Origin of the sequence: Shewanella woodyi ATCC 51908 (assembly GCF_000019525.1) — a bacterium.
GTDB classification, from domain to species: domain Bacteria; phylum Pseudomonadota; class Gammaproteobacteria; order Enterobacterales; family Shewanellaceae; genus Shewanella; species Shewanella woodyi.
Genome location: NC_010506.1, coordinates 2,578,631 through 2,597,787, shown reverse-complemented (window position 1 = coordinate 2,597,787; position 19,157 = coordinate 2,578,631). Strand labels below are relative to the sequence as shown.

At 44.4% G+C, this 19,157-nt stretch carries 19 protein-coding genes; 6 read left to right on the top strand and 13 right to left on the bottom strand.

Annotated elements, in window-relative coordinates:
• The first annotated feature begins 25 nt into the window (after positions 1–25).
• Positions 26–2,203, top strand: a complete 2,178-nt coding sequence (gene pdsS, locus SWOO_RS10850; RefSeq protein ID WP_012324750.1) for a proteobacterial dedicated sortase system histidine kinase — start codon at positions 26–28, stop codon at positions 2,201–2,203.
• A 99-nt stretch (positions 2,204–2,302) separates the two neighbouring features.
• Entirely contained in the window at positions 2,303–3,478 is a 1,176-nt protein-coding gene (locus SWOO_RS10845; protein ID WP_012324749.1) for a cystathionine beta-lyase, read from the top strand.
• 62 nt (positions 3,479–3,540) lie between these two features.
• Here the strand turns inward: SWOO_RS10845 and SWOO_RS10840 are convergent, their stop codons facing one another.
• Positions 3,541–4,209: a Type 1 glutamine amidotransferase-like domain-containing protein gene (locus SWOO_RS10840; protein WP_012324748.1), complete on the bottom strand. Its 669-nt coding sequence runs from the start codon at positions 4,207–4,209 to the stop codon at positions 3,541–3,543.
• A 275-nt stretch (positions 4,210–4,484) separates the two neighbouring features.
• Between SWOO_RS10840 and SWOO_RS10835 the strand changes: the two genes are divergently transcribed.
• The gene (locus tag SWOO_RS10835; protein WP_012324747.1) at positions 4,485–5,654 is read left to right on the top strand and encodes a serine hydrolase domain-containing protein; all 1,170 of its coding nucleotides are present in this window, start codon (positions 4,485–4,487) and stop codon (positions 5,652–5,654) included.
• 37 nt (positions 5,655–5,691) lie between these two features.
• On the opposite strand, the gene SWOO_RS10830 is transcribed toward SWOO_RS10835, so the two are convergent.
• From SWOO_RS10830 to SWOO_RS10820, 3 genes are all read right to left on the bottom strand, one after another.
• The gene (locus tag SWOO_RS10830) at positions 5,692–6,132 is read right to left on the bottom strand and encodes a YcgN family cysteine cluster protein (RefSeq protein WP_012324746.1); all 441 of its coding nucleotides are present in this window, start codon (positions 6,130–6,132) and stop codon (positions 5,692–5,694) included.
• A gap of 112 nt (positions 6,133–6,244) precedes the next feature.
• Positions 6,245–7,234: a lytic murein transglycosylase gene (locus tag SWOO_RS10825; protein ID WP_012324745.1), complete on the bottom strand. Its 990-nt coding sequence runs from the start codon at positions 7,232–7,234 to the stop codon at positions 6,245–6,247.
• 35 nt (positions 7,235–7,269) lie between these two features.
• Entirely contained in the window at positions 7,270–7,551 is a 282-nt protein-coding gene (locus SWOO_RS10820) for a YcgL domain-containing protein (protein WP_012324744.1), read from the bottom strand.
• Between the two features lie 122 nt (positions 7,552–7,673).
• On the opposite strand from SWOO_RS10820, the gene minC reads away from it, so the two are divergent.
• The 3 genes from minC to minE are packed head-to-tail and all read left to right on the top strand — an operon-like array spanning position 7,674 to position 9,438.
• Positions 7,674–8,339: a septum site-determining protein MinC gene (gene minC / locus SWOO_RS10815; RefSeq protein WP_012324743.1), complete on the top strand. Its 666-nt coding sequence runs from the start codon at positions 7,674–7,676 to the stop codon at positions 8,337–8,339.
• A gap of 26 nt (positions 8,340–8,365) precedes the next feature.
• Entirely contained in the window at positions 8,366–9,175 is an 810-nt protein-coding gene (minD, locus tag SWOO_RS10810; protein ID WP_012324742.1) for a septum site-determining protein MinD, read from the top strand.
• Positions 9,176–9,177: 2 nt separating this feature from the next.
• Entirely contained in the window at positions 9,178–9,438 is a 261-nt protein-coding gene (gene minE, locus SWOO_RS10805; protein WP_012324741.1) for a cell division topological specificity factor MinE, read from the top strand.
• A 77-nt stretch (positions 9,439–9,515) separates the two neighbouring features.
• Here the strand turns inward: minE and rnd are convergent, their stop codons facing one another.
• The 9 genes from rnd to SWOO_RS10760 all read right to left on the bottom strand — a co-directional run bounded on the left by rnd (position 9,516) and on the right by SWOO_RS10760 (position 19,144).
• The gene (gene rnd / locus SWOO_RS10800; RefSeq protein WP_012324740.1) at positions 9,516–10,625 is read right to left on the bottom strand and encodes a ribonuclease D; all 1,110 of its coding nucleotides are present in this window, start codon (positions 10,623–10,625) and stop codon (positions 9,516–9,518) included.
• 111 nt (positions 10,626–10,736) lie between these two features.
• Positions 10,737–12,410, bottom strand: coding sequence for a long-chain-fatty-acid--CoA ligase FadD (gene fadD / locus SWOO_RS10795; RefSeq protein WP_012324739.1), 1,674 nt, complete (start codon positions 12,408–12,410; stop codon positions 10,737–10,739).
• Positions 12,411–12,912: 502 nt separating this feature from the next.
• Positions 12,913–13,797 carry an alpha/beta hydrolase gene (locus SWOO_RS10790; RefSeq protein ID WP_012324738.1) on the bottom strand — a complete coding sequence of 295 codons (885 nt, stop codon included), beginning with the start codon at positions 13,795–13,797 and terminating at the stop codon, positions 12,913–12,915.
• Between the two features lie 27 nt (positions 13,798–13,824).
• Complete coding sequence (locus tag SWOO_RS10785; protein ID WP_012324737.1) at positions 13,825–14,655, bottom strand: class I SAM-dependent methyltransferase; 831 nt, start codon at positions 14,653–14,655, stop codon at positions 13,825–13,827.
• 430 nt (positions 14,656–15,085) lie between these two features.
• Complete coding sequence (locus SWOO_RS10780; RefSeq protein WP_012324736.1) at positions 15,086–15,790, bottom strand: M50 family metallopeptidase; 705 nt, start codon at positions 15,788–15,790, stop codon at positions 15,086–15,088.
• Positions 15,783–16,166 (bottom strand): hypothetical protein, encoded by a 384-nt coding sequence (locus tag SWOO_RS10775; protein ID WP_229377342.1) that lies wholly within the window; start codon positions 16,164–16,166, stop codon positions 15,783–15,785. Before SWOO_RS10775 ends, SWOO_RS10780 begins: the two co-directional genes overlap by 8 nt.
• Positions 16,167–16,255: 89 nt before the next feature.
• Entirely contained in the window at positions 16,256–16,975 is a 720-nt protein-coding gene (gene tsaB, locus SWOO_RS10770) for a tRNA (adenosine(37)-N6)-threonylcarbamoyltransferase complex dimerization subunit type 1 TsaB (protein ID WP_012324734.1), read from the bottom strand.
• 227 nt (positions 16,976–17,202) lie between these two features.
• Complete coding sequence (locus SWOO_RS10765; RefSeq protein ID WP_012324733.1) at positions 17,203–17,901, bottom strand: GMP synthase; 699 nt, start codon at positions 17,899–17,901, stop codon at positions 17,203–17,205.
• Between the two features lie 76 nt (positions 17,902–17,977).
• Positions 17,978–19,144, bottom strand: coding sequence for an iron-containing alcohol dehydrogenase (locus tag SWOO_RS10760; protein ID WP_012324732.1), 1,167 nt, complete (start codon positions 19,142–19,144; stop codon positions 17,978–17,980).
• Positions 19,145–19,157: the final 13 nt, after the last annotated feature.

Sequence of the window (19,157 nt, the reverse complement as noted above, 5' to 3'; positions counted from 1 at the left end):
TCTATCCATAAACAGAGAAACTGGCATGTTTAACCTTCCTATTGGCCTAAGAACAAAAGTTGCCATACTCTCTCTGTTTCTGCTCTGCCTCCCCTGGCTCGGCTACCAATATGTCTGGGAGATGGAAAAGTACCTGCGCCATGGTCAAGAGAAGACCTTAGAGGGCACGACTCAAGCCCTTGCTACCGCCCTGCATGAGAGGCCTAAACTATTTGATAGTCAAGCCAGCTTTCTGACTCAAGTACAGCAAGGCAGAGATCTCTACGCCTACCCACTCTCAGGTCCTATTCAATTAGATGGAAAGCTGGCTGATTGGGCACCTTATAGACATAAGAGTATAAATTACGGCGACAATCATCAGATATTCAAAGCCGATCCCGATGCCCCCTTAAGCGTCAACTTTACCCATATGGTTGGTAAATACGCAGGTTACCTCTATGGCTTCTTTGAAGTCACGGATCCCAATGTAGTGTACCGTGGCAAAAATACCCTTAATATCGATCGAAATGACCATCTAGCTATCGCGACCTTGGCACCCGATGGAAAATTCAGACGTTACATCGTCGCTACGACAAAAGATGGTTGGATCAGCGCATTTGAGCTGCCTGAAGATCCTGCCCTTTCTACCCCTGTCACCCCTGAAATTAAAATCCAGGGAAAATGGAAAAAAACAGAGCAAGGATATAATGTTGAGCTGCGTATCCCACTGGAGATGGTGGGTAGCAAGCTGGGCTTTGCCATCTATGATGTTAACGACAGCAAAACGGGCGAACTTGAAGCAATTGTGGGCACCTCAGCCATTGATGATGTGAATAAACTGGGCACAGTGCTTGTCCCCTCACCAGAGATAGAGAGCATCATTAAAGGAATGAGTCATAACAGCTCACGGATCTGGGTGGTCGATAAACATGGCCGCGTGCTTGCAAAATCAGGGGATATTCGCACCAGTAACAGTGTCTGGACTCGCACAGTTAAAGAGCCGACAAACCCAGGGTTTTGGGAACAATTTAAGCAAAAATACCTGCATCCGCTCTACTACCGGATCTTAACCACGCCACCTAAAGATTTTATCGACTCTTTACAGGACTCCACCGTCCTAGGCGGTAGCCATATTAAACAAGCATTATCGGGAAAACAGGGATCGACTTGGCGATTAACCCCCGACAATAAAGCAGTGATTTTAGCTGCTGCCAGTCCTATCTGGATAGACGATAAGGTGATGGGAGCCGTGATCTCAGAAGAGACAACCCACGGGATCAGAACCTTACGCAATAAAGCGTTAGAGAAACTCTTTAATGTCATCATTACCATCATGAGCATGGGGACATTAGCGCTGTTTTTCTTTGCATCAAGTATCTCAAGCCGGATCCGAAAACTCAGAGATGAAGCTGAAGAGGCCATCGATAGCCAAGGACGAATCAAGCAACACATAAAGGGCTCTAAAGTCCGTGATGAGATAGGTGATCTCTCCAGAAGTTTTGCCAATATTGTTGGCCGTTTAGGGCAATACACTCACTACCTTGAAAACATGAGCTCACGGCTTTCACATGAGTTAAGAACCCCCGTCGCCGTGGTTCGCTCTTCACTGGAGCATCTTGGATTGCAATCACTCGATCCTGACAGCCGTAAATATGTTGATCGGGCACAAGAAGGGGTAAGTAGACTCAATATGATCTTAAATAATATGAGTGAAGCTACCCGACTGGAGGAGAGTTTATCTAAAGCCGAGCTTGATACTTTCCCTCTCTCAAAAGTGATTAGTGGTTGCGTTCAAGGTTATCAGCTCACCTACCCCAATAAAGAGTTCATCACAGAGATCTCAGATGAGGATTTGATGATGACAGGGGTACCTGAATATATAGCCCAGCTAATGGATAAACTCATCGCCAACGCCCTAGAGTTCAGTTTAGAGAATACCCAAATCTCGGTTTCACTCTCGGCAAAAAATCGCTTAGCTCAGCTCTCTATCCGTAATCTAGGTCCAGAGTTACCAGAAAATATGGCAGAGCAAATATTTGAATCTATGGTCTCTGTCAGGCAACAGAAGGCTCAAGAGAAACCACACCTTGGCTTAGGCCTCTACATTGCAAGGCTAGTCACCGACTTTCACCATGGAAAGATCATCGCCAAAAACCTCCCTGTAGATGAAAATGATAAATCAATCACAGGTGTGGAGATACGGGTGAGTTTGCCCCTTGATTAGTGGGTAAACCTGTTACCTATAAATCTTCACTTTCATTTAGCCGTTTAGATGTTAAGATGGCTAAAACCACATTCTTTAGTTGTAAAAAAGAGCTGCCCTATGAAAAAAGATACCCAGATAGTCAGTGTCGGACGTGATAAAAAATGGACTAAAGGGGTGATAAACCCGCCTGTTTTTAGAGCATCAACCATGGTATTCGATACCATGGAGGAGATGCGTTTTGCGACTAAAAATAGAGCCAAAGGAGAGATGTTTTACGGCAGACGTGGCGGCCCAACTCATTTTGCTTTTCAAGCAGCTATTGCAGAGCTTGAAGGCGGAGTAGGCACTGCCCTCTATCCATCTGGTTCTGCGGCGATTAGCGGTGCCCTGCTCTCATTTCTAAAGGCTGGCGATCACCTTCTGATGGTCGACAGCGCTTATGAACCGACGCGGGATCTCTGTAATAAACTGCTGGCAGGTTTTGGCATAGAAACCACCTATTATGATCCTATGATAGGTGCAGGAATCGAAGCCCTGATTAAGCCCAACACTAAGGTGCTATTTCTCGAATCCCCCGGCTCCATCACCATGGAGATCCAAGATGTCCCCACCTTAGCAAAGGTCGCGCACCAACATGGATTAACAGTGATGTTAGACAACACTTGGGCATCTCCTATCAACTCTCGTCCATTCGAGATGGGAGTGGATATCTCTATTCAAGCAGCCACTAAATACATTGTTGGCCACTCAGATGTAATGATGGGTACAGCAACCTCTAACGAGGCCCATTGGGATCAACTAAGAGAAAATAGCTATTTAATGGGACAATGCACCTCACCTGATGATGTCTACCTTGCCAGTCGAGGTCTGAGAACATTAGGCGTGCGTATGCAGCAACATGAGCGTAATGCGCTTAAAGTGGCAAATTGGTTACAATCTCGCCCAGAGGTTGACCACATAAGGCATCCAGCTTTCGACACTTGCCCAGGACATGAGTTTTTTGAGCGTGATTTTAGCGGCTCCAACGGTCTGTTCTCTTTTGTATTAAAAGAGGGTTCTCTAAATTCAGTCACCGCACTGGTTGAGAATATGGCTCATTTTAAGATGGGATTCTCTTGGGGAGGATTTGAGAGCCTAATTTTGGGCGTATTTGGTATCGACAGGCTTCGCACCGCAACCCATTGGGACAGCAGCAAACCGCTTATCCGTCTTCATGTTGGTCTTGAAGATCCTGATGATCTGATTGCCGATCTCGAAGCGGGTTTCGAGCGATTTAACCAAGCATTGAAATAAATAACTCAGGATTAAACCTAGGGGATTTTAACTCCCTAGGTTTAATCCGCGATTCCTACAAATTAGCACTCAACACAGCTTGTCCAAAGAAGCGGTGAACCCAGCTCCTCTAGCTCTCCATCGATAAGAACCAGTGCACTATTATCCTGACACAGATAGAGAGACTCAAACAACGCCTCATCAAACTCAACATCTTTGCGCTGCAGCTCTGCAATAAAATCCACTGGAGTTGATAATTCGCTAGGCAGATGCGGCATAAAGTGAAATGGCACTAACTCTAAAGCCGATAAATCCTTGAGCTCAACATCATTACTATCACCACACAAAAAAGCACTCTCAATTGATGGTGTCATGATCATAGCACCAGCGCTCACACCAACTAACGCCCCACCCGCTTCGACATACTGCCTTAATTTAGGCAGCAGCCCTCTTCGCTTTAACCCTTTTAAAAACCGGAAGGTATCCCCACCTGCGAGGTGGATAACGTCGCAACCAAATAGCTCTGGCAAAATATCGTCATCAAACTCCGACTCAAGCTCGACAAAAAGTGGCATCTGAGCGCCTAACTCCTCATAAAGCGTTTGGGTCTGACTAAAATACCTTCTATCGGGCTCAGGACCAGAGGCGATATAAGCAAGCTTACATACCTTCTTTTTCTGAACAGCTAATATCTGCTTTATCGCATCGATACCATTTGAAGAGGTAGGAGAGCTGAGTAATGCCAGTTTCATATTTCTCAAGTGATTGAATACAAGATGAAACCAGATTACCCAGAGGTGAGAATTGTGACAAGTTTTTTAACAAAAAAGAGACTGTAAGGCGATTAAATCACCGCGCATCTACTGTTTTATTCACATTTATTTGTTAGCCTAGCTTACTGGGTTAAGCCACTTCACGATATATTCAGCCCTGCATTTTGAAGTGGCTTGATAACAGTTGCAGCGCTTGTACTTACAAGCCCTCTTAAGCTGCACATTTTTGATGTTCATTTGGAGCTATAATTTTTATGCTTTTTAAGTCGCGACAACTTTTCCCTTTCGGGCTTGCCTGTTTATTGCTTTCAACTCAAGCAATAGCAAAATCTGATTACCAAGCGCTAAGCGATAACTTTAAACAAGAGTTTCATAAACAACTAAAGAAAAATGGCGTGCCAGGCGGCGCTTTTGTCATCATTGAAGATGATAAAATCTTAAAAATGAGCTCATACGGAAAACGTAAAAAAGGCGGCTCACTCAATATAAACAGCAACACGGTATTCAGATTAGCATCGGTGTCGAAAACATTTGCAGGCACCTTAGCAACCATGCTGGTTCATGAGAAAAAATTCAGTTGGGAGGATTCACTTATCCACTATATGCCTGAATTTAAACTTGCAGACTCCTCAGCAACAAAAGAGATCAATTTGGGTCATGTGATTGGACAAAGCACAGGGTTAATGCCTAACAGCTACGACAATATTCTCAATGCCAACGGTAAACTAAAGAAAATAATCCCTCAGTTTTCTAAGCTTACTCCCATGTGCTCCCCCGGTGTCTGCTACAGCTATCAAAATATCGCCTTCTCATTTATCCAACCTGTGATTGAGCAGCAAACCGGCAGCAGCTATGCAAACTTAGTCGAAAAGCGGATCTTCTCCCCCCTTAAAATGAGCACAGCTTCCATTGGTATGGACGCCTTTCTAGCAAGCAATAATCGCGCAAGTCCCCATATAAAAACCCGTTCGGGCTTTAAAAAGGTCAAGGTAAAACCTAACTACTATCAAGTAGAGCCGGCAGCTGGCGTCAATGCCAGCATCACAGATATCTCTAAATGGTTGATTGCCAATTTAGGGAATAACCCTAAGGTACTAAGCCCGCAGCTACTCGAAGATATTAAGGAGCCAGGAGTGCGCACACGTAAGGAGCTTAGACGTCGTGAATGGCGAACTCATCTCAATGATGCCCATTACGGTAAAGGGTGGAGAGTCTACGATTTTGAAGGCGAAGAGCTGGTGTACCACGCGGGATGGGTAGCAGGCTATGTAGCAGAAATTGCTTACTCCCCACGTCTGAAAATAGGTATGGCCATGTTACTAAACGGTGAATCCCGAGTTATTGCAGAGCTAGGCTCAGAGTTTTGGAGTAAGGTGATAACACAAGAAAAGCGCTTAGCCAGTAAAACAAAAGCGGCAAAATAGCACTCAAAATCTATCTGGACTATTCACAATGTCTGTATTAGTCCAGATCTCTCATCGGCCACAACACGATATGGTCTTCGATATATCTCACCTTTGTCTCACACTTCACTTTATTTTGTGTCGACATACCAGCCTCGTGCATCGCTGCTTTCGAGCCTGTGATCAAAGGGTGCCAAGAGGGTAACTCTCGCCCAAGATACAAGCGCCTATATGCACAACTATCGGGAAGCCAAGTCAACTGGGCAACGTTATCAACCGTCACTTGAGTGCAAGATGGCACAAAGGTGAAGCGTTCCTGATAATGAACGCAGTGACCATCTTGATGATCTAATAGTTTACAGGCTGCATTGGTGTAATAGAGCTCTTCGGTTTCATCATCGATTAACTTATTTAAACAGCACTTACCGCACCCATCACACAATGATTCCCACTCTTGGGTATCAAGCTGCGCTAAGGATTTTTCTTTCCAAAATGACATGATTTTTAATCTACAAAAAAGCCCGTTCTCACGGGCTATTTTACACTAGTCATCAGCGATAATGAAACCTGATATTATCACCCAGGTAACCACACTTGTGACTGCTGTTGAGCTATCTAATGCGCTCTGAAAGATAGGTCACCGACAAAGCTTGATAGTCGGAGTCCATTCGTTTGATTAAAGTACGATAGTTATCGTAAACCAGATAGGCTCGCCCCTTTGCACCGTCAGGCATAATGAGTGAAACCAACATATCATCTCGATTTGGAAGCGCCTTACCGTTATAGCGGCTTATCCCTAGTTCCCCCCATTGAGAAAACGTTTTGGAGATCCCATTAGATGAGTCGTTGACATCAAAGTTCTCTGGTAACAATACCTGTCGTCCCCAAGTCTGCTCACCTTTCCAACCAACTTGCTTTAAATAATTAGCAAGAGATGCAAAGATATCTTGAGGATTGCCCCATAGATCAATCTTTCCGTCGCCATCCCCATCTTGTGCATAAAGAAGGTATTGACTGGGCAAAAATAGAGGCTGACCCACTAACCCTTTAGATGAGCTTTTAAGTTCACTAACTTGCAAGGACTCCTGCTCAAGGATCTGCAAAGTCGCAAAAACCTCCTCTTGGTAGTCGACACGTTCTGGTTTATCAAAAGCTTTTGAGGCGGTAACTGACAGCAGTGGGTACTGACTTATCGCTTCACCAAAATCAGACTCCAGTGCCCAAAGCGCAACGAGAAATCTGGGCTGAACACCGTACTTATCGCCAATAGCCTTAAGCTCTGTCTTGTATTGAAGGAACTGAGCTCTGGCCTTATCCACTTTCCACTCAGGAACGCGCTCAGGAATATAGGTCTCTAAGGTGGTCATCGACTTTTCAGCTGTTTTACTGCTGTCTTGCGCAGCTCTAAACAACTTGATATTGGAAAAACTCGATTCTAACGTCTGCTCAGCTATCCCCTTCTCTCTTGCTTCCTGCTTAAGGTTAGAAAGGAATTGCTGAAAACTGGATGTGGGTTTAACGTCTTGGGCAAAAACGTTATGCTGTAACCCTATTGCGATCACAAAAGTAGCACTAATGGCTCCGAGATTTATCCCTGTCATTTTGTATCCCTAATTAAGCTAATCGTTAATCTCAATTAATCTCTACTGTAGCCTATTTCACGCTTATGCTCTTCAAGCAGGTTAACCACAGGCGGAGGTAATTGAAGATAAAAGCCTTTATCGGCCAATTCACTCTTCACTTTTTCAATATCAGCAAAGCCTAAATGATCACGCTTCATTAAAGGTAGCATCATCACAAGTTCTGGAGGGCCAAACATCTCGAGCAGTGCTTCGGGGACACGTTCAAATTCATTACGTTTTTCAACGAAAAGATAACTATCGGCTTTACGCCGACTCTTATATACCGCACAGATCATATACTGTCTACTTTCCTACTATTCAACTTGCCACTGACTGAGTCACACTATAACATGGACAGCTATTAATATAATGCAAATCAGCGCCAAGTCTGATTATTTTATAAAGAGCTAAGGTCACAATGCAGACACCCAGCCTAGAGTTAAAAGGCTCATCATTTACACTCTCTGTACTCCACATTAACCAGCTTGATCTGGAAAAAGTGACAATTGAGTTAGACGGCAAATTAGCTATTGCTCCGCAATTTTTTCTCGGTGCGCCACTTGTGGTTAATTTAAGTCGCATCAAGGCCCCCGACTATAACTTAGCGGCACTAAAAGACCTGCTCATATCAAGGCAGTTAGTCATTGTTGGGATCACCGAAGCGATTGATGAGATAGCCACCCAAGCAAAAGCACTGGGTCTTGCGAACATCAAATCCGGTAAGCAATCAAATACTCAGCCTCAGCTTCCTAAAACCAGTAAAATAGTGAAACAAAATGTGCGTTCTGGGCAGCAGATTTATGCCAAGAATGCCGATTTAGTGATTTTTGGCACTGTGGGTAATGGCGCTGAAGTGATTGCCGATGGCAGCATACATATTTATGGCAATTTACGCGGCAAAGCGATGGCTGGTGCATCTGGCGACAAACACGCCATCATCATCGCTCGCTCCTTGGAGGCCGAACTGGTCTCCATTGCAGGTCAATACTGGCTAGCGGAAAACATTCAACATAATAGTACAACGAAAAGTGGCTGTGTTCGCCTCGAAGGTGAATCTCTTACCATCGAAGCGCTGCCACTTTAAAGACAGCAAAAAGGAAAGAATTAGAAATGACACAAATAATTGTTGTCACCTCAGGTAAAGGCGGCGTGGGTAAAACCACATCCAGTGCGGCTATTGCTACAGGTTTGGCATTAAAGGGACATAAAACTGTCGTTGTTGATTTTGATATCGGACTACGTAACTTAGACCTTATCATGGGGTGTGAGCGCAGAGTCGTCTACGACTTCGTCAATGTGATCAATGGCGAGGCAAACTTGAATCAAGCATTGATCAAAGATAAGCGTTGTCCAAACCTATTTGTTCTACCAGCTTCACAGACCCGTGATAAAGATGCACTTACCAAAGAGGGCGTTGGCAAGGTACTGGATGATTTAGCAAAAGATTTTGAGTTTATCATTTGTGATTCACCTGCAGGCATCGAAACAGGCGCTATGATGGCGCTATACTTTGCAGATGTCGCTGTTGTAACCACGAACCCAGAGGTGAGCTCAGTCAGAGACTCCGACCGAATTCTTGGTATGTTACAGAGTAAATCTAAACGCGCCGAAGAGGGATTAGAGCCAGTTAAAGAGTATCTATTATTAACACGCTACTCCCCTGCACGCGTCACCACAGGTGAGATGTTAAGTGTTGAAGATGTAGAAGAGATCTTAGCAATACCACTCATTGGGGTTATTCCTGAGTCTCAAGCTGTCCTAAAAGCCTCTAATTCAGGTGTACCTGTTATCATGGATCAAGAGAGTGATGCGGGTAAAGCATACAGCGATAGCGTCGATCGCTTATTGGGAGAAGAGCTACCTTTACGTTTTGTCACTGAGCAGAAGAAAGGTTTCTTAAAACGGATATTTGGTAGTTAATTATGTCTTTACTTGATTATTTCAAAAGCAGTAAAAAACCGGCTACAGCGGTTACAGCCAAAGAGCGTTTGCAAATCATCGTTGCCCATCAGCGTGGTGAGCGAGATGCACCGGATTACTTTCCTCAAATGAAGCAAGAGATCATTGAGGTGATAAAAAAGTATGTGCATATCGACCCTGAACAGGTTTCTGTTCAACTCGATAAAAATGATAATAAACTCTCGGTACTTGAGCTTAACGTCACTCTTCCTGAAAAGTCATAAGAGTGTGATATACAAAACCCCGACATGAAGTCGGGGTTTAGTTGTTTGCTTAATAATATGGCCCAAGTTGGACTAAATTAGAGAGACAGTGCCGACAGCGGTGCTGAAACCAAGGTTTCACGCCAGCCAGATAACAGCAGAGGTTTATCTCCAACCTTACCTGCCCACAACCACTCAAGATACTCATGAATATGCCGCTTAGAACCCAAGAGCTCAATAGGTACTTCATGGCGTTCACTGAGCTCACTTAAACACTGCTTAATAGTTTTAAACGAACTCTTATAGCCTGTTTTCAATGCCAATACATCGATAGCGTCGGGCAGGTTATCCAGATCCGCCGTGGCTAATAACCTAATAAGATCTTTGCCATGAACACGCTTCTCCTGCTCTGTCAGCTCAATCATCTTATAGAGTTCACTGCTATTTTTAGGCTGCTTTTTCGCTAAGCCAATTAAGCCGTGATCTTTAACAACAAAACCTACAGCAAGATCCCGTGACAGGGCTTTTGATAAGCGCCATTTTGCTAATACTTTTAAATATGCTAACTGTTTAGGACTCAGTTGAAATGCGTTTTTAACCCTTAAATAAGCCAGCTCAAGATCCGGTGGAGACAGACGACCTTGGGTCATACGCTCACCCTCTTCGAATACCCAACCCAGTCTATTTTGCTCCTCAAGCTTCTCTACAAGTTGTGGATAGAGCTGATAAAGGTAGTAAACATCGTTAGCCGCATAGTTCAGCTGCGCTTCACTTAAGGGACGTTTCATCCAGTCGGTACGAGATTCGCCTTTATCAAGTGGGATGTTCAAGGTTTGCTCAACCAGCTTTGCATAGCCCAAGCCATGGCCGAAACCACATAATGCTGCGGCAATCTGGCTATCGAACAGCTTGACTGGCTGACACTGACCGTTGCGAGCAAAGACCTCTAAATCTTCACTGCATGAGTGTAAAATCGTAGTGATGCTAGGCTCTGTCAACAAGCTCCAGAAACCTGAAAGATCACTGACTGCCACAGGGTCAATCAAGGCCAGGGTTTTACCATCATAAGCTTGTATTAAGCCAAGGCGAGCATAAAAAGTGCGGGTACGAACAAATTCAGTGTCCAATACCAGTAACTGACTCTCTCTGTACTGAGAAACAAGCTTAGCTAAACTTGCATCATCATCTATATATTGAAACGCTAACAAATTGTTCTCCCGGATAATGGCATGCTGTAAAAAATAGAAAAGCCGGCATCAAGGCCGGCTTAGAGGTTTAAATGGCGCGACACTTATTTCACGCCAAACAGGGAAATGTCATTAAGATGACTTAACTTCATCCCTTAACTCTCTACGTAGGATCTTACCCACGTTCGATTTCGGTAGCTCTTCTCTAAATTCTACCAGCTTAGGCACTTTATATCCCGTTAAATGCTTACGACAATGTGTGATGAGATCTTGTTCGCTTAAAGATTTATCATTTTTAACGACAAATACCTTAACTAACTCACCACAAAGCTCATTAGGCACTCCAACCGCAGCGACTTCAATCACTTTTGGATGTAGAGCAACAACCTCCTCCACCTCATTAGGGAAGACATTAAAGCCAGAGACTAGAATCATATCTTTCTTACGATCGACAATGAAGAAGAATCCCTGTTCATCCATATAACCGATATCACCGGTTGCTAGATAACCTTGAGTATCGATAACATTAGCAGTCTCTTCTGGTCTCTGCCAATAACCTTTCATGATCTGAGGCCCTTTAGCAAACAGCTCTCCAATCTCACCTTGGGGCAAGACCTTTCCTTCATCATCACGTACCTGGATATCTGTCATCGCCACAGGAAAGCCGATAGAACCGTTATAGCCTTCAAGGTTATAAGGACAACATGTCACCAAAGGCGCAGCTTCGGTTAAACCGTAGCCCTCAAGCAGTTTAGTCTTAGTGATAGCCTGCCACTTATCCGCAACAGCGCGTTGCACCGCCATACCACCGCCAATCGACAGTTTAAGCTGAGAAAAATCTAAATCTTTAAACTCTTCGGAGTTAACTAAGGCGTTAAAAAGCGTATTAACCCCAGTCAGTGCCGTATATGGATGCTTTTTCAGCTCACCAACAAATGCAGGGAGATCCCTAGGGTTAGTGATCAACAGGTTATTTGCCCCTTTGTGCATAAAGAGCAGACAGTTCACCGTCAAAGCAAAGATGTGATAAAGCGGTAGCGCTGTGACAACAAACTCTTTGCCATCAATCAGCATAGGAGAGTATGCCGCATCTGCCTGTAGCAGATTACTCACCACGTTTGCATGGGTCAACATGGCACCTTTAGAGACCCCAGTTGTCCCGCCGGTATACTGCAGAAAAGCAAGATCATCGTTGACTAACTTAGGTTTCACGTACTGCATGCGTCTGCCTTTACTTAAGGCTTTTCGCATCGAAATCGCATGGGGAAGATTGTACTTAGGCACCATCTTCTTAATGTATTTAACCACGAAGTTAACTAAGGTGCGTTTAGGCGCACTAAGAAGATCCCCAAGTCCTGTTAAAATAACGCTCTCGACACAAGTTTGATCGACAACCTTCTCAAGGGTGTGGGCAAAATTTGATACCACAACAATCGCTTTTGCACCGGAATCATTTAGCTGATGTTTCAGCTCTCGTGGCGTATATAGAGGGTTTACGTTAACGACCACCATGCCCGCACGTAAGATCCCAAAGAGTGCAATGGGGTATTGCAGCAGGTTCGGCATCATGATGGCGACTCTGTCACCCTTTTCCAGCTTAAGATCATTTTGCAGATACGCAGCAAAAGCACGACTGCGCTCTTCAAGTTTACGATAGGTTAATGTCGCGCCCATATTGACGAAAGCTGGTTGATCGGCATATTTAGACACTGAGGTCTCAAACATCTCCACCAGCGAGTTATATCGGTTAACGTCAATCTCGTTAGATACATCATCCGGTAAATTATCTATCCAAATCTGTTCCACAAATCTCTCCTAAAATCCCCACATTCAGCGGATACAGAAACATACTCTCTGTAAAAAGCTTGTTAAAACAACAAGCAAAATCACTGACTTAATTTTTTATTTTATTTACACCGAATTCATACAGGCGTTTTAATTTTGAACATCATCACATAAATAGAGTAAAAAGCCTAGTCCCTTTTTGTAAACCATGCTTTGACTCATGCAGAAAGATCGCCTTATTAAGAAGGTGGGTATAATACCAATCAATATAAGAAGTTGATCTACTCAGAGTGTCTTTTGGCAAACTAATTCAAGGCGAATGGATGATATAATGGTTGTTCCCTTGTAAGTTCATTCAACGCAGAAGTAGGCAGCCAAAAACACTCCTTACAGGCGAGTTTTAGCGGTGCTGATGCTGTGTTAACGAGCTTAACCGTAGAATAACTATGCTCTTCACTCGTTGCCTTGCCTCAGGACCGCTAAACTCTCGCTGAGCGATCAAATCTTTATACTGATTGGTATATTATGACAAAAATTGTGTGATTTGACTGCCTACCCCTTGTGCGTTTTCCATATGTAAATGGTGATCGCCATCAAGTTCTACGCAGATAAGTTGATCAAACCAAGCTTCCGCCTTCACCAGCATCTTATTTATCTGTGAAAAGCCACGGGTTCCCGTTATCAATAGGGTGTTACCGCTATGCTCAGTCATCAGAGCATCCACCTGTTCAAAGGTAAGTCTGAGTGGAGAATCTAGCTTTAGCCTAGGATCGCTTCGCCAACTAAAACCAACAGCTAGGGGCGCTTCACTAGGGTGCATATTTCGCTCAACGAGCAAACGACACCACTTAGCATCGAGTCCTGTCAGCCTCACTCTCGCTTTAACCGCAGGTTCAATAGACTCATATACTGCTGGAGCTTTATGTTTCTTCTTTAGATACAGCGCATGATCTCTGAAACTATTACGTAATCGCTGATTATTCTTAGAGGCAAACTCATAAAGAGGACTTATCGCCTCGATAAGTACCAATTTTCCGACTCTTTCAGGAAAAGCAGCCACGTAGGCAGAGGCAACGATACCTCCTAGAGAGTGACCAATAATGGCAACAGGCTGTTGCTCCTCACTGAGGTGGTCCATCAAAAGCTCAAGATCATACAGATAATCAATCCAATGCAGAGGATATAGACCGGGTCTGTGCTCAGAGCCTCCATGACCTGGCCAGTCGATGGCTAATATTTGATAGTCTGTAAGCTGCTCCGCTAAAGGGGTAAAACTATTGGCATTATCTAACCAGCCATGCAGTGCAAGTAACAGAGGTTTATCTGGCGCCCCCCAAAGCCGACCGGATAGACGAATATGAGGAAGCTGAAACTCAACCTCATTGTCGGGGGCGCAAGATTGACTCATATAGCCTCTTATACTGATTAATATTGGTTATTGTACATTTTTAATAAACTTGAGCGTCATGCGATCGCTCTCGCCAATTGCTAGGTATTTGGCCTTATCGACATCTTCTAAAGCCAGACGCGGTGGTAGAGTCCAAACCCCTTTTGGATAATCTTTGGTATCTTTAGCATTGGCATTCACATCTGACTTCGCCACTAAGGTAAACCCTACCTTCTCAGCTAATGCAATCACTTGTGCTTCATCCATGTAACCAGTTTTTGCATCCATCCCCGCCTTACCTCTATGCTCAACGATACCAAAGGTTCCGCCTGGTTTTAGCACCTTATAGGTCGACTCAAATACAGGCTCTAAATACCCTTTCATCGCCCAGTTATGAAGGTTTCTGAAGGTCAGTACGGTATCGACACTTCCATCACGGCCCAATACATAGTGAGTTGGCGGATCGAAGGTGACTGTGGTCGCTTGGCCAACTTGCGTCTTATGCTTCTTTAGCCAAGCCTCAAACTTTTTCCCTGAGGTGGCACGATAACCTTTACGCTTCTTCTCATCAGCTGGGTTAGTATCAAAATTACCCGCAACATATTGTCCCTCTCCAGCAAGGTAAGGTGCCAACACCTCAGCGTACCATCCCCCTCCTGGCCACAGCTCAATCACGGTATCGCTTGGCTTAATATCGAAAAAGGTCAGTGTCTCTAATGGGTGACGGTACTTGTCACGGCTAACATTCTTATCTTGCCTAAAGTCACTTTTCACTACTTGATCTAAGGTTTTGACTTCATGAGCTTGTTCATGAGCAAAAACACTCGCACTCGATGTGGCTCCCAGTAGTATGCCGGCAATCAATGCTCTTTTTTTCATTACGCATCCCTTATGTTATTGAGTTATACCAAACTAACAGAAAAATACCGTAGATGTATAAAGGGGGGAAGATAGATAAGGGGGGTGATATACCCAAACCACCTCAAGATGCTCGTTTCAGAGCTCCCGTAGGATAGCTGAACAAGGCAGTGATTAAGGATAATGGTTATTCCCTTATTGATATCACTAACACATTGCAGCGATTCTACGGGAACTCCCGAAGGGCATGGCGAGAAGCAACATTTTTCTGTGTTATGAAATATTGAATTAGGATAACTAGTCCTACTATTTCATGCCTTGAACTCTGTCACTTCTCGACATGCTGAATCCTGCATCTTGAAGTGGTTTGAGTATAAACTGGAATTATGTAAGAAAACGTAAATATCTTCTATCAAGTGAAGTAACTTATATTAAATGAAGCAACTTAAGCTCAACGTTTTAACGCGGCCTGATCCACGCGCCGCCAGCAGAGGAAGATCATTAACGCACTGATAACTAACCAGACGAACACCCAGACCCAAGCTGGGATCCAAGTTTGCGATGCCAACATGGATGCATCCCCTTTACCGCTAAGTCCCAATAACACAGTGGGACTTGCCAAAGCATTAAGCATGATCATTAGCGCCATAACCCTCAAGCCACTGTCCATAAAACGATTATTGTTTAATTTCAATGGCAGAAGAAACAGTACAGCTAGACAAGCTAAAATAGAGATAGTTAACAGATCTCGTCCCCACAATAACGTCGTTAATACCACCGCAGAGCCTAAAAATGCAAAGCTAACACGGATCCCTTTTGGCCAAGTTGCCAAGATAAATATCAGATATCCCCAAAGTGCAGCGCCAAAGTAACCACTAAACCCTATAGCAATAGGCCAACCACCTTGAGTAAAACACAAACCAGCACCATTAGGAAAAAGCTGAATATGACTAACACTTCCACCGGTTACTAGGCTTGCAAGACCATGTGAAAGCTCATGGAAGTAACTCTCAAGCCACTTAAAAGGAACACTAATGTAGGGTAAGCGAGTAATGAGGAAAGCAAACATGAGCTCAAAGAAAAATCGACCTCTTGAGGGGGCACCACTGCGCTCTAGTTTTTCTTGTTCAAGGGGGTTAACAGAGGAGTTATGCATAGGTATCTATGCCGACCATCTGCTGGATCTCTTCACGAGCAGCTGCATGCTCATTAGCAAGGTAGTGAGCAACTGCACCTTCGCTGCCCTGTATTGCCCGCTCATATTCGAGTTTGGCCCCTAAACGATTTGATAACTGCTCTGGCGTTGTCTGTTCAAAGAGTTGAACACCGCCCTGAGTATCATGTATATCTTTGCTGGCAGAGTTAGCATCAATCAGGGCCTTTTCCAGACCTTGGCCCTGTTTTACACGTTCAATCTGCTCGGCCGCATCAATAGCTGAATTGGGTTTAACCTGACTTGAGCCATTAGCGCCTGAGACTCCTGAGACTTGAGCCTGAGAGGAGCCAAAATAGTTTGCTTGAACTTGCATCACACCTCCTCCCTTATCATTACTTCTCTCTGCTCAACTTAATTTCAGCTCAAACCTGACTTGTTATGAGCTTGGCTAATGCGCTTTGGATATTATTCCCGACCTGGTAATTTTTTCCAAGTCACCGTATCACGAACATACACAGGCGCCAAATAATCAACCGAAGTTGCTAAACCTTGAGTATAACCCTGTTTTGCCAAACTCAACATAGATTTAGCATCAGGGAATGTCACCTCTTTAGCTAAGGTGATCGAACCTGTTAATTCAAGCAGTTGAGGATAGGTTTCAAATCCGGTGCCACATGCAACAATCGGCAGTTCGGTATTAAGCTCTAATGTGACTAAATCTGGTGCGATAACAGTTTCTGCTCCCACGAGCTTGACCAAACCATTGTCAAAGACAAACTGTCCCCAATATATTTCGCCCATCCTGGCATCAATAGCGGTGATCACCTGCATGGCACTTTGAGAATCAAAGACTGCCTGAGCCATGGTTTGCAACGCTGACAACCCGATAACAGGGATATCTTGTCCCAATGCAAGCCCTTGGGTCATGCTGGTACAGATCCGGATACCAGTAAAACTACCAGGACCTCGCCCATAGGCGATGAGATCCACATCGGCTAACTGGACTTTAGCTTGTGACAACACGCTATCTACCATAGGTAAGATACGCTGACTATGTTCACGAGGGACTATAGCTAGCTCTGAAAAAACCTTGCCTTTAACACTTAAGGCAGCCGAGCAGGATTCAGTACAAGTGTCCAATGAGAGTATGGTGAGCTCATCAGGATTTTTCTGGATTTCAGTCATCTAATACCACAAACAGTAGGGCTAATTTCACGCTTCATAACTCAGAGTTATGAAACAAATCAAAACCATTTTAGCGTTATCGCTTCAAACAGCAGGCAAGATTATATCCTAACTGCTATGGACGCAAAACGTATCTGAGCCTTAAATGATCAAAAACCTGAGGATTGAGTGGAAAACAGACGATATTTACAATGAAAGTCTAGCCAACAAGCTTGACGTGATCGGCCTCAATGCAGGAAGTTCAACATCCAACGTGTCACCAACTTGTCATCAACAGGAAGTGAGAGTGACTCAACACCTGATTCTATCCGCTCTTTTGGGATCCTATCTCTGCGTGCATACATCAGATCTTGTGAGTATTGCTTACTGAACTCTGGGTGGCCTTGTACACCAAGAAAATGATCGTTTACCTGAATCATATAAAAGGGACAAAAATCACTGGCAGCGATGATCTCTGTTCCCTCTGGTAATTCAACCACCTGATCTTGATGGCTCACCACCAAAGATATCTCAGAGGAAAGTCCATTCATCCATGGCTTTTGTTGAGTGACCATAGATGTTGCCACACCGACCCCCCAGCCTTTAGGCGACTTAACCACCTCTCCCCCTAAGGCTTTAACCATCATTTGGTGACCAAAACAGATCCCAATCAACTTCTTCTTACTGGCAAAGAGCTTGGCAATATAGTGTTGGAACTGTACCACCCAAGGCTCATCATCATTCACCCCAAAGCGACTGCCTGTCGTGATATAGGCATCACAATCATCCACCGAGCTGGGGTAGTGTCCATCCATAACACGAAATACTGAAAACTCCAGCTGAGCATCGATATCCTCAAACAAGCGAGTAAACATTTTAGGGTAATTCCCATGTTTAGCTTGCAGTGTTTCAGTGACATCATCACATTGTAAAATACCTATTTTCATCTCACCTCTCCTATGTGAAATTAAGACAAAATTGAGAATCAAACTATCCATAAACTGACTCTCAAATATCAACTCGCTAAAGCGCTCCTTTTACCGCGTCACTAAAGAGTAACGAATATTCCGCATCGGTTAATGTTATAGGGTTACCGCCAGCTGCGGCATCTTTTGCTGCCATCTTTCCCACTAACACCACATCCGCTAAAGTTATCCCAATATCAGCGAGCGTATGGGGAATATTCAACTCAGCTCTTAATGCTAAAATCCAATCCATAAAACCATCAGAATTGGGGTTATCAAGCTCGAGGTATTGAGATAAACGGATGATCTTTTTCTCTATTTGGGCCCGATTTCGCTTAAGCACATAAGGCATCAAAATCGCATTTAGCAATCCATGATGCTTGTCATACAAGGCGCCAAGACTGTGTGCAATGGCGTGCATCGCACCTAAACCTCGCTGAAAACTGGTAGCTCCCATACTCGATGCCACCAGCATCTGAGTTCGCGCCTCAATATCCTCTCCATTGGCCACAGCTCTTGGGAGGTAATCTTTCACCAATCGTATACCCTCAATAGCAATACCCTCAGCCATAGGGTGATAAGACGGCGCACAATAGGCCTCTAGACTATGAGACAGGGCATCTAAACCTGTCGCTGCAGTAATAGGAGGAGGCAAACCCAAAGTGAGCTTTGGGTCGAGTAAAACAGTGGCAGGAAGCATTTTAGGGTGAAATATTATCCTTTTAACATGGTGAGCCCCGTCGGTATCGGTTATCACTGACGCTCGCCCAACCTCTGAGCCTGTGCCAGCAGTTGTCGGCACCGCCACAACGGGCACCATCAGCCTTTCATCGATACGGGTCCAGTTATCACCAACATCTTCAGTGCTCCATAAGGAGAGTGACTGTTTTGCTATCATGGCGATCGCTTTAGCCGCATCTAAACTTGAGCCACCACCGAAAGCAACCACCCCATTAAAGCCACCAGACTTTAAACATATTGCGCCTGCACGGACATTGTCCCCAGTGGGGTTTCCTTGAATATCACTAAACAGCTCAACCATTAAGCCAGCCTGAGTGCAGTAGCCCATGGCTTCTTTGACCATAGGCAGATCAGCTAAGCCCGGATCGGTGATCAACAAGACCTTAGTCATCTTAAGTGCTTTGCACTGCTCCCCGAGCTGACTTAAACAGCCCTCACCCACAGTAATATTCGTGGGGAAATTCCAATTTGCGTGTAAATCCATTAACAACTCCTTT

Coding starts and splice junctions, on each gene's coding strand:
- minC (WP_012324743.1), top strand. CDS start 7,674: ATGCAGACACCCAGCCTAGAGTTAAAAGGCTCATCATTTACACTCTCT.
- SWOO_RS10760 (WP_012324732.1), bottom strand. CDS start 19,144: ATGGATTTACACGCAAATTGGAATTTCCCCACGAATATTACTGTGGGT.
- SWOO_RS10830 (WP_012324746.1), bottom strand. CDS start 6,132: ATGTCATTTTGGAAAGAAAAATCCTTAGCGCAGCTTGATACCCAAGAG.
- SWOO_RS10790 (WP_012324738.1), bottom strand. CDS start 13,797: ATGAGTCAATCTTGCGCCCCCGACAATGAGGTTGAGTTTCAGCTTCCT.
- SWOO_RS10835 (WP_012324747.1), top strand. CDS start 4,485: ATGCTTTTTAAGTCGCGACAACTTTTCCCTTTCGGGCTTGCCTGTTTA.
- SWOO_RS10780 (WP_012324736.1), bottom strand. CDS start 15,790: ATGCATAACTCCTCTGTTAACCCCCTTGAACAAGAAAAACTAGAGCGC.
- SWOO_RS10820 (WP_012324744.1), bottom strand. CDS start 7,551: ATGATCTGTGCGGTATATAAGAGTCGGCGTAAAGCCGATAGTTATCTT.
- minD (WP_012324742.1), top strand. CDS start 8,366: ATGACACAAATAATTGTTGTCACCTCAGGTAAAGGCGGCGTGGGTAAA.
- SWOO_RS10765 (WP_012324733.1), bottom strand. CDS start 17,901: ATGAAAATAGGTATTTTACAATGTGATGATGTCACTGAAACACTGCAA.
- SWOO_RS10840 (WP_012324748.1), bottom strand. CDS start 4,209: ATGAAACTGGCATTACTCAGCTCTCCTACCTCTTCAAATGGTATCGAT.
- SWOO_RS10785 (WP_012324737.1), bottom strand. CDS start 14,655: ATGAAAAAAAGAGCATTGATTGCCGGCATACTACTGGGAGCCACATCG.
- pdsS (WP_012324750.1), top strand. CDS start 26: ATGTTTAACCTTCCTATTGGCCTAAGAACAAAAGTTGCCATACTCTCT.
- minE (WP_012324741.1), top strand. CDS start 9,178: ATGTCTTTACTTGATTATTTCAAAAGCAGTAAAAAACCGGCTACAGCG.
- tsaB (WP_012324734.1), bottom strand. CDS start 16,975: ATGACTGAAATCCAGAAAAATCCTGATGAGCTCACCATACTCTCATTG.
- SWOO_RS10845 (WP_012324749.1), top strand. CDS start 2,303: ATGAAAAAAGATACCCAGATAGTCAGTGTCGGACGTGATAAAAAATGG.
- SWOO_RS10825 (WP_012324745.1), bottom strand. CDS start 7,234: ATGACAGGGATAAATCTCGGAGCCATTAGTGCTACTTTTGTGATCGCA.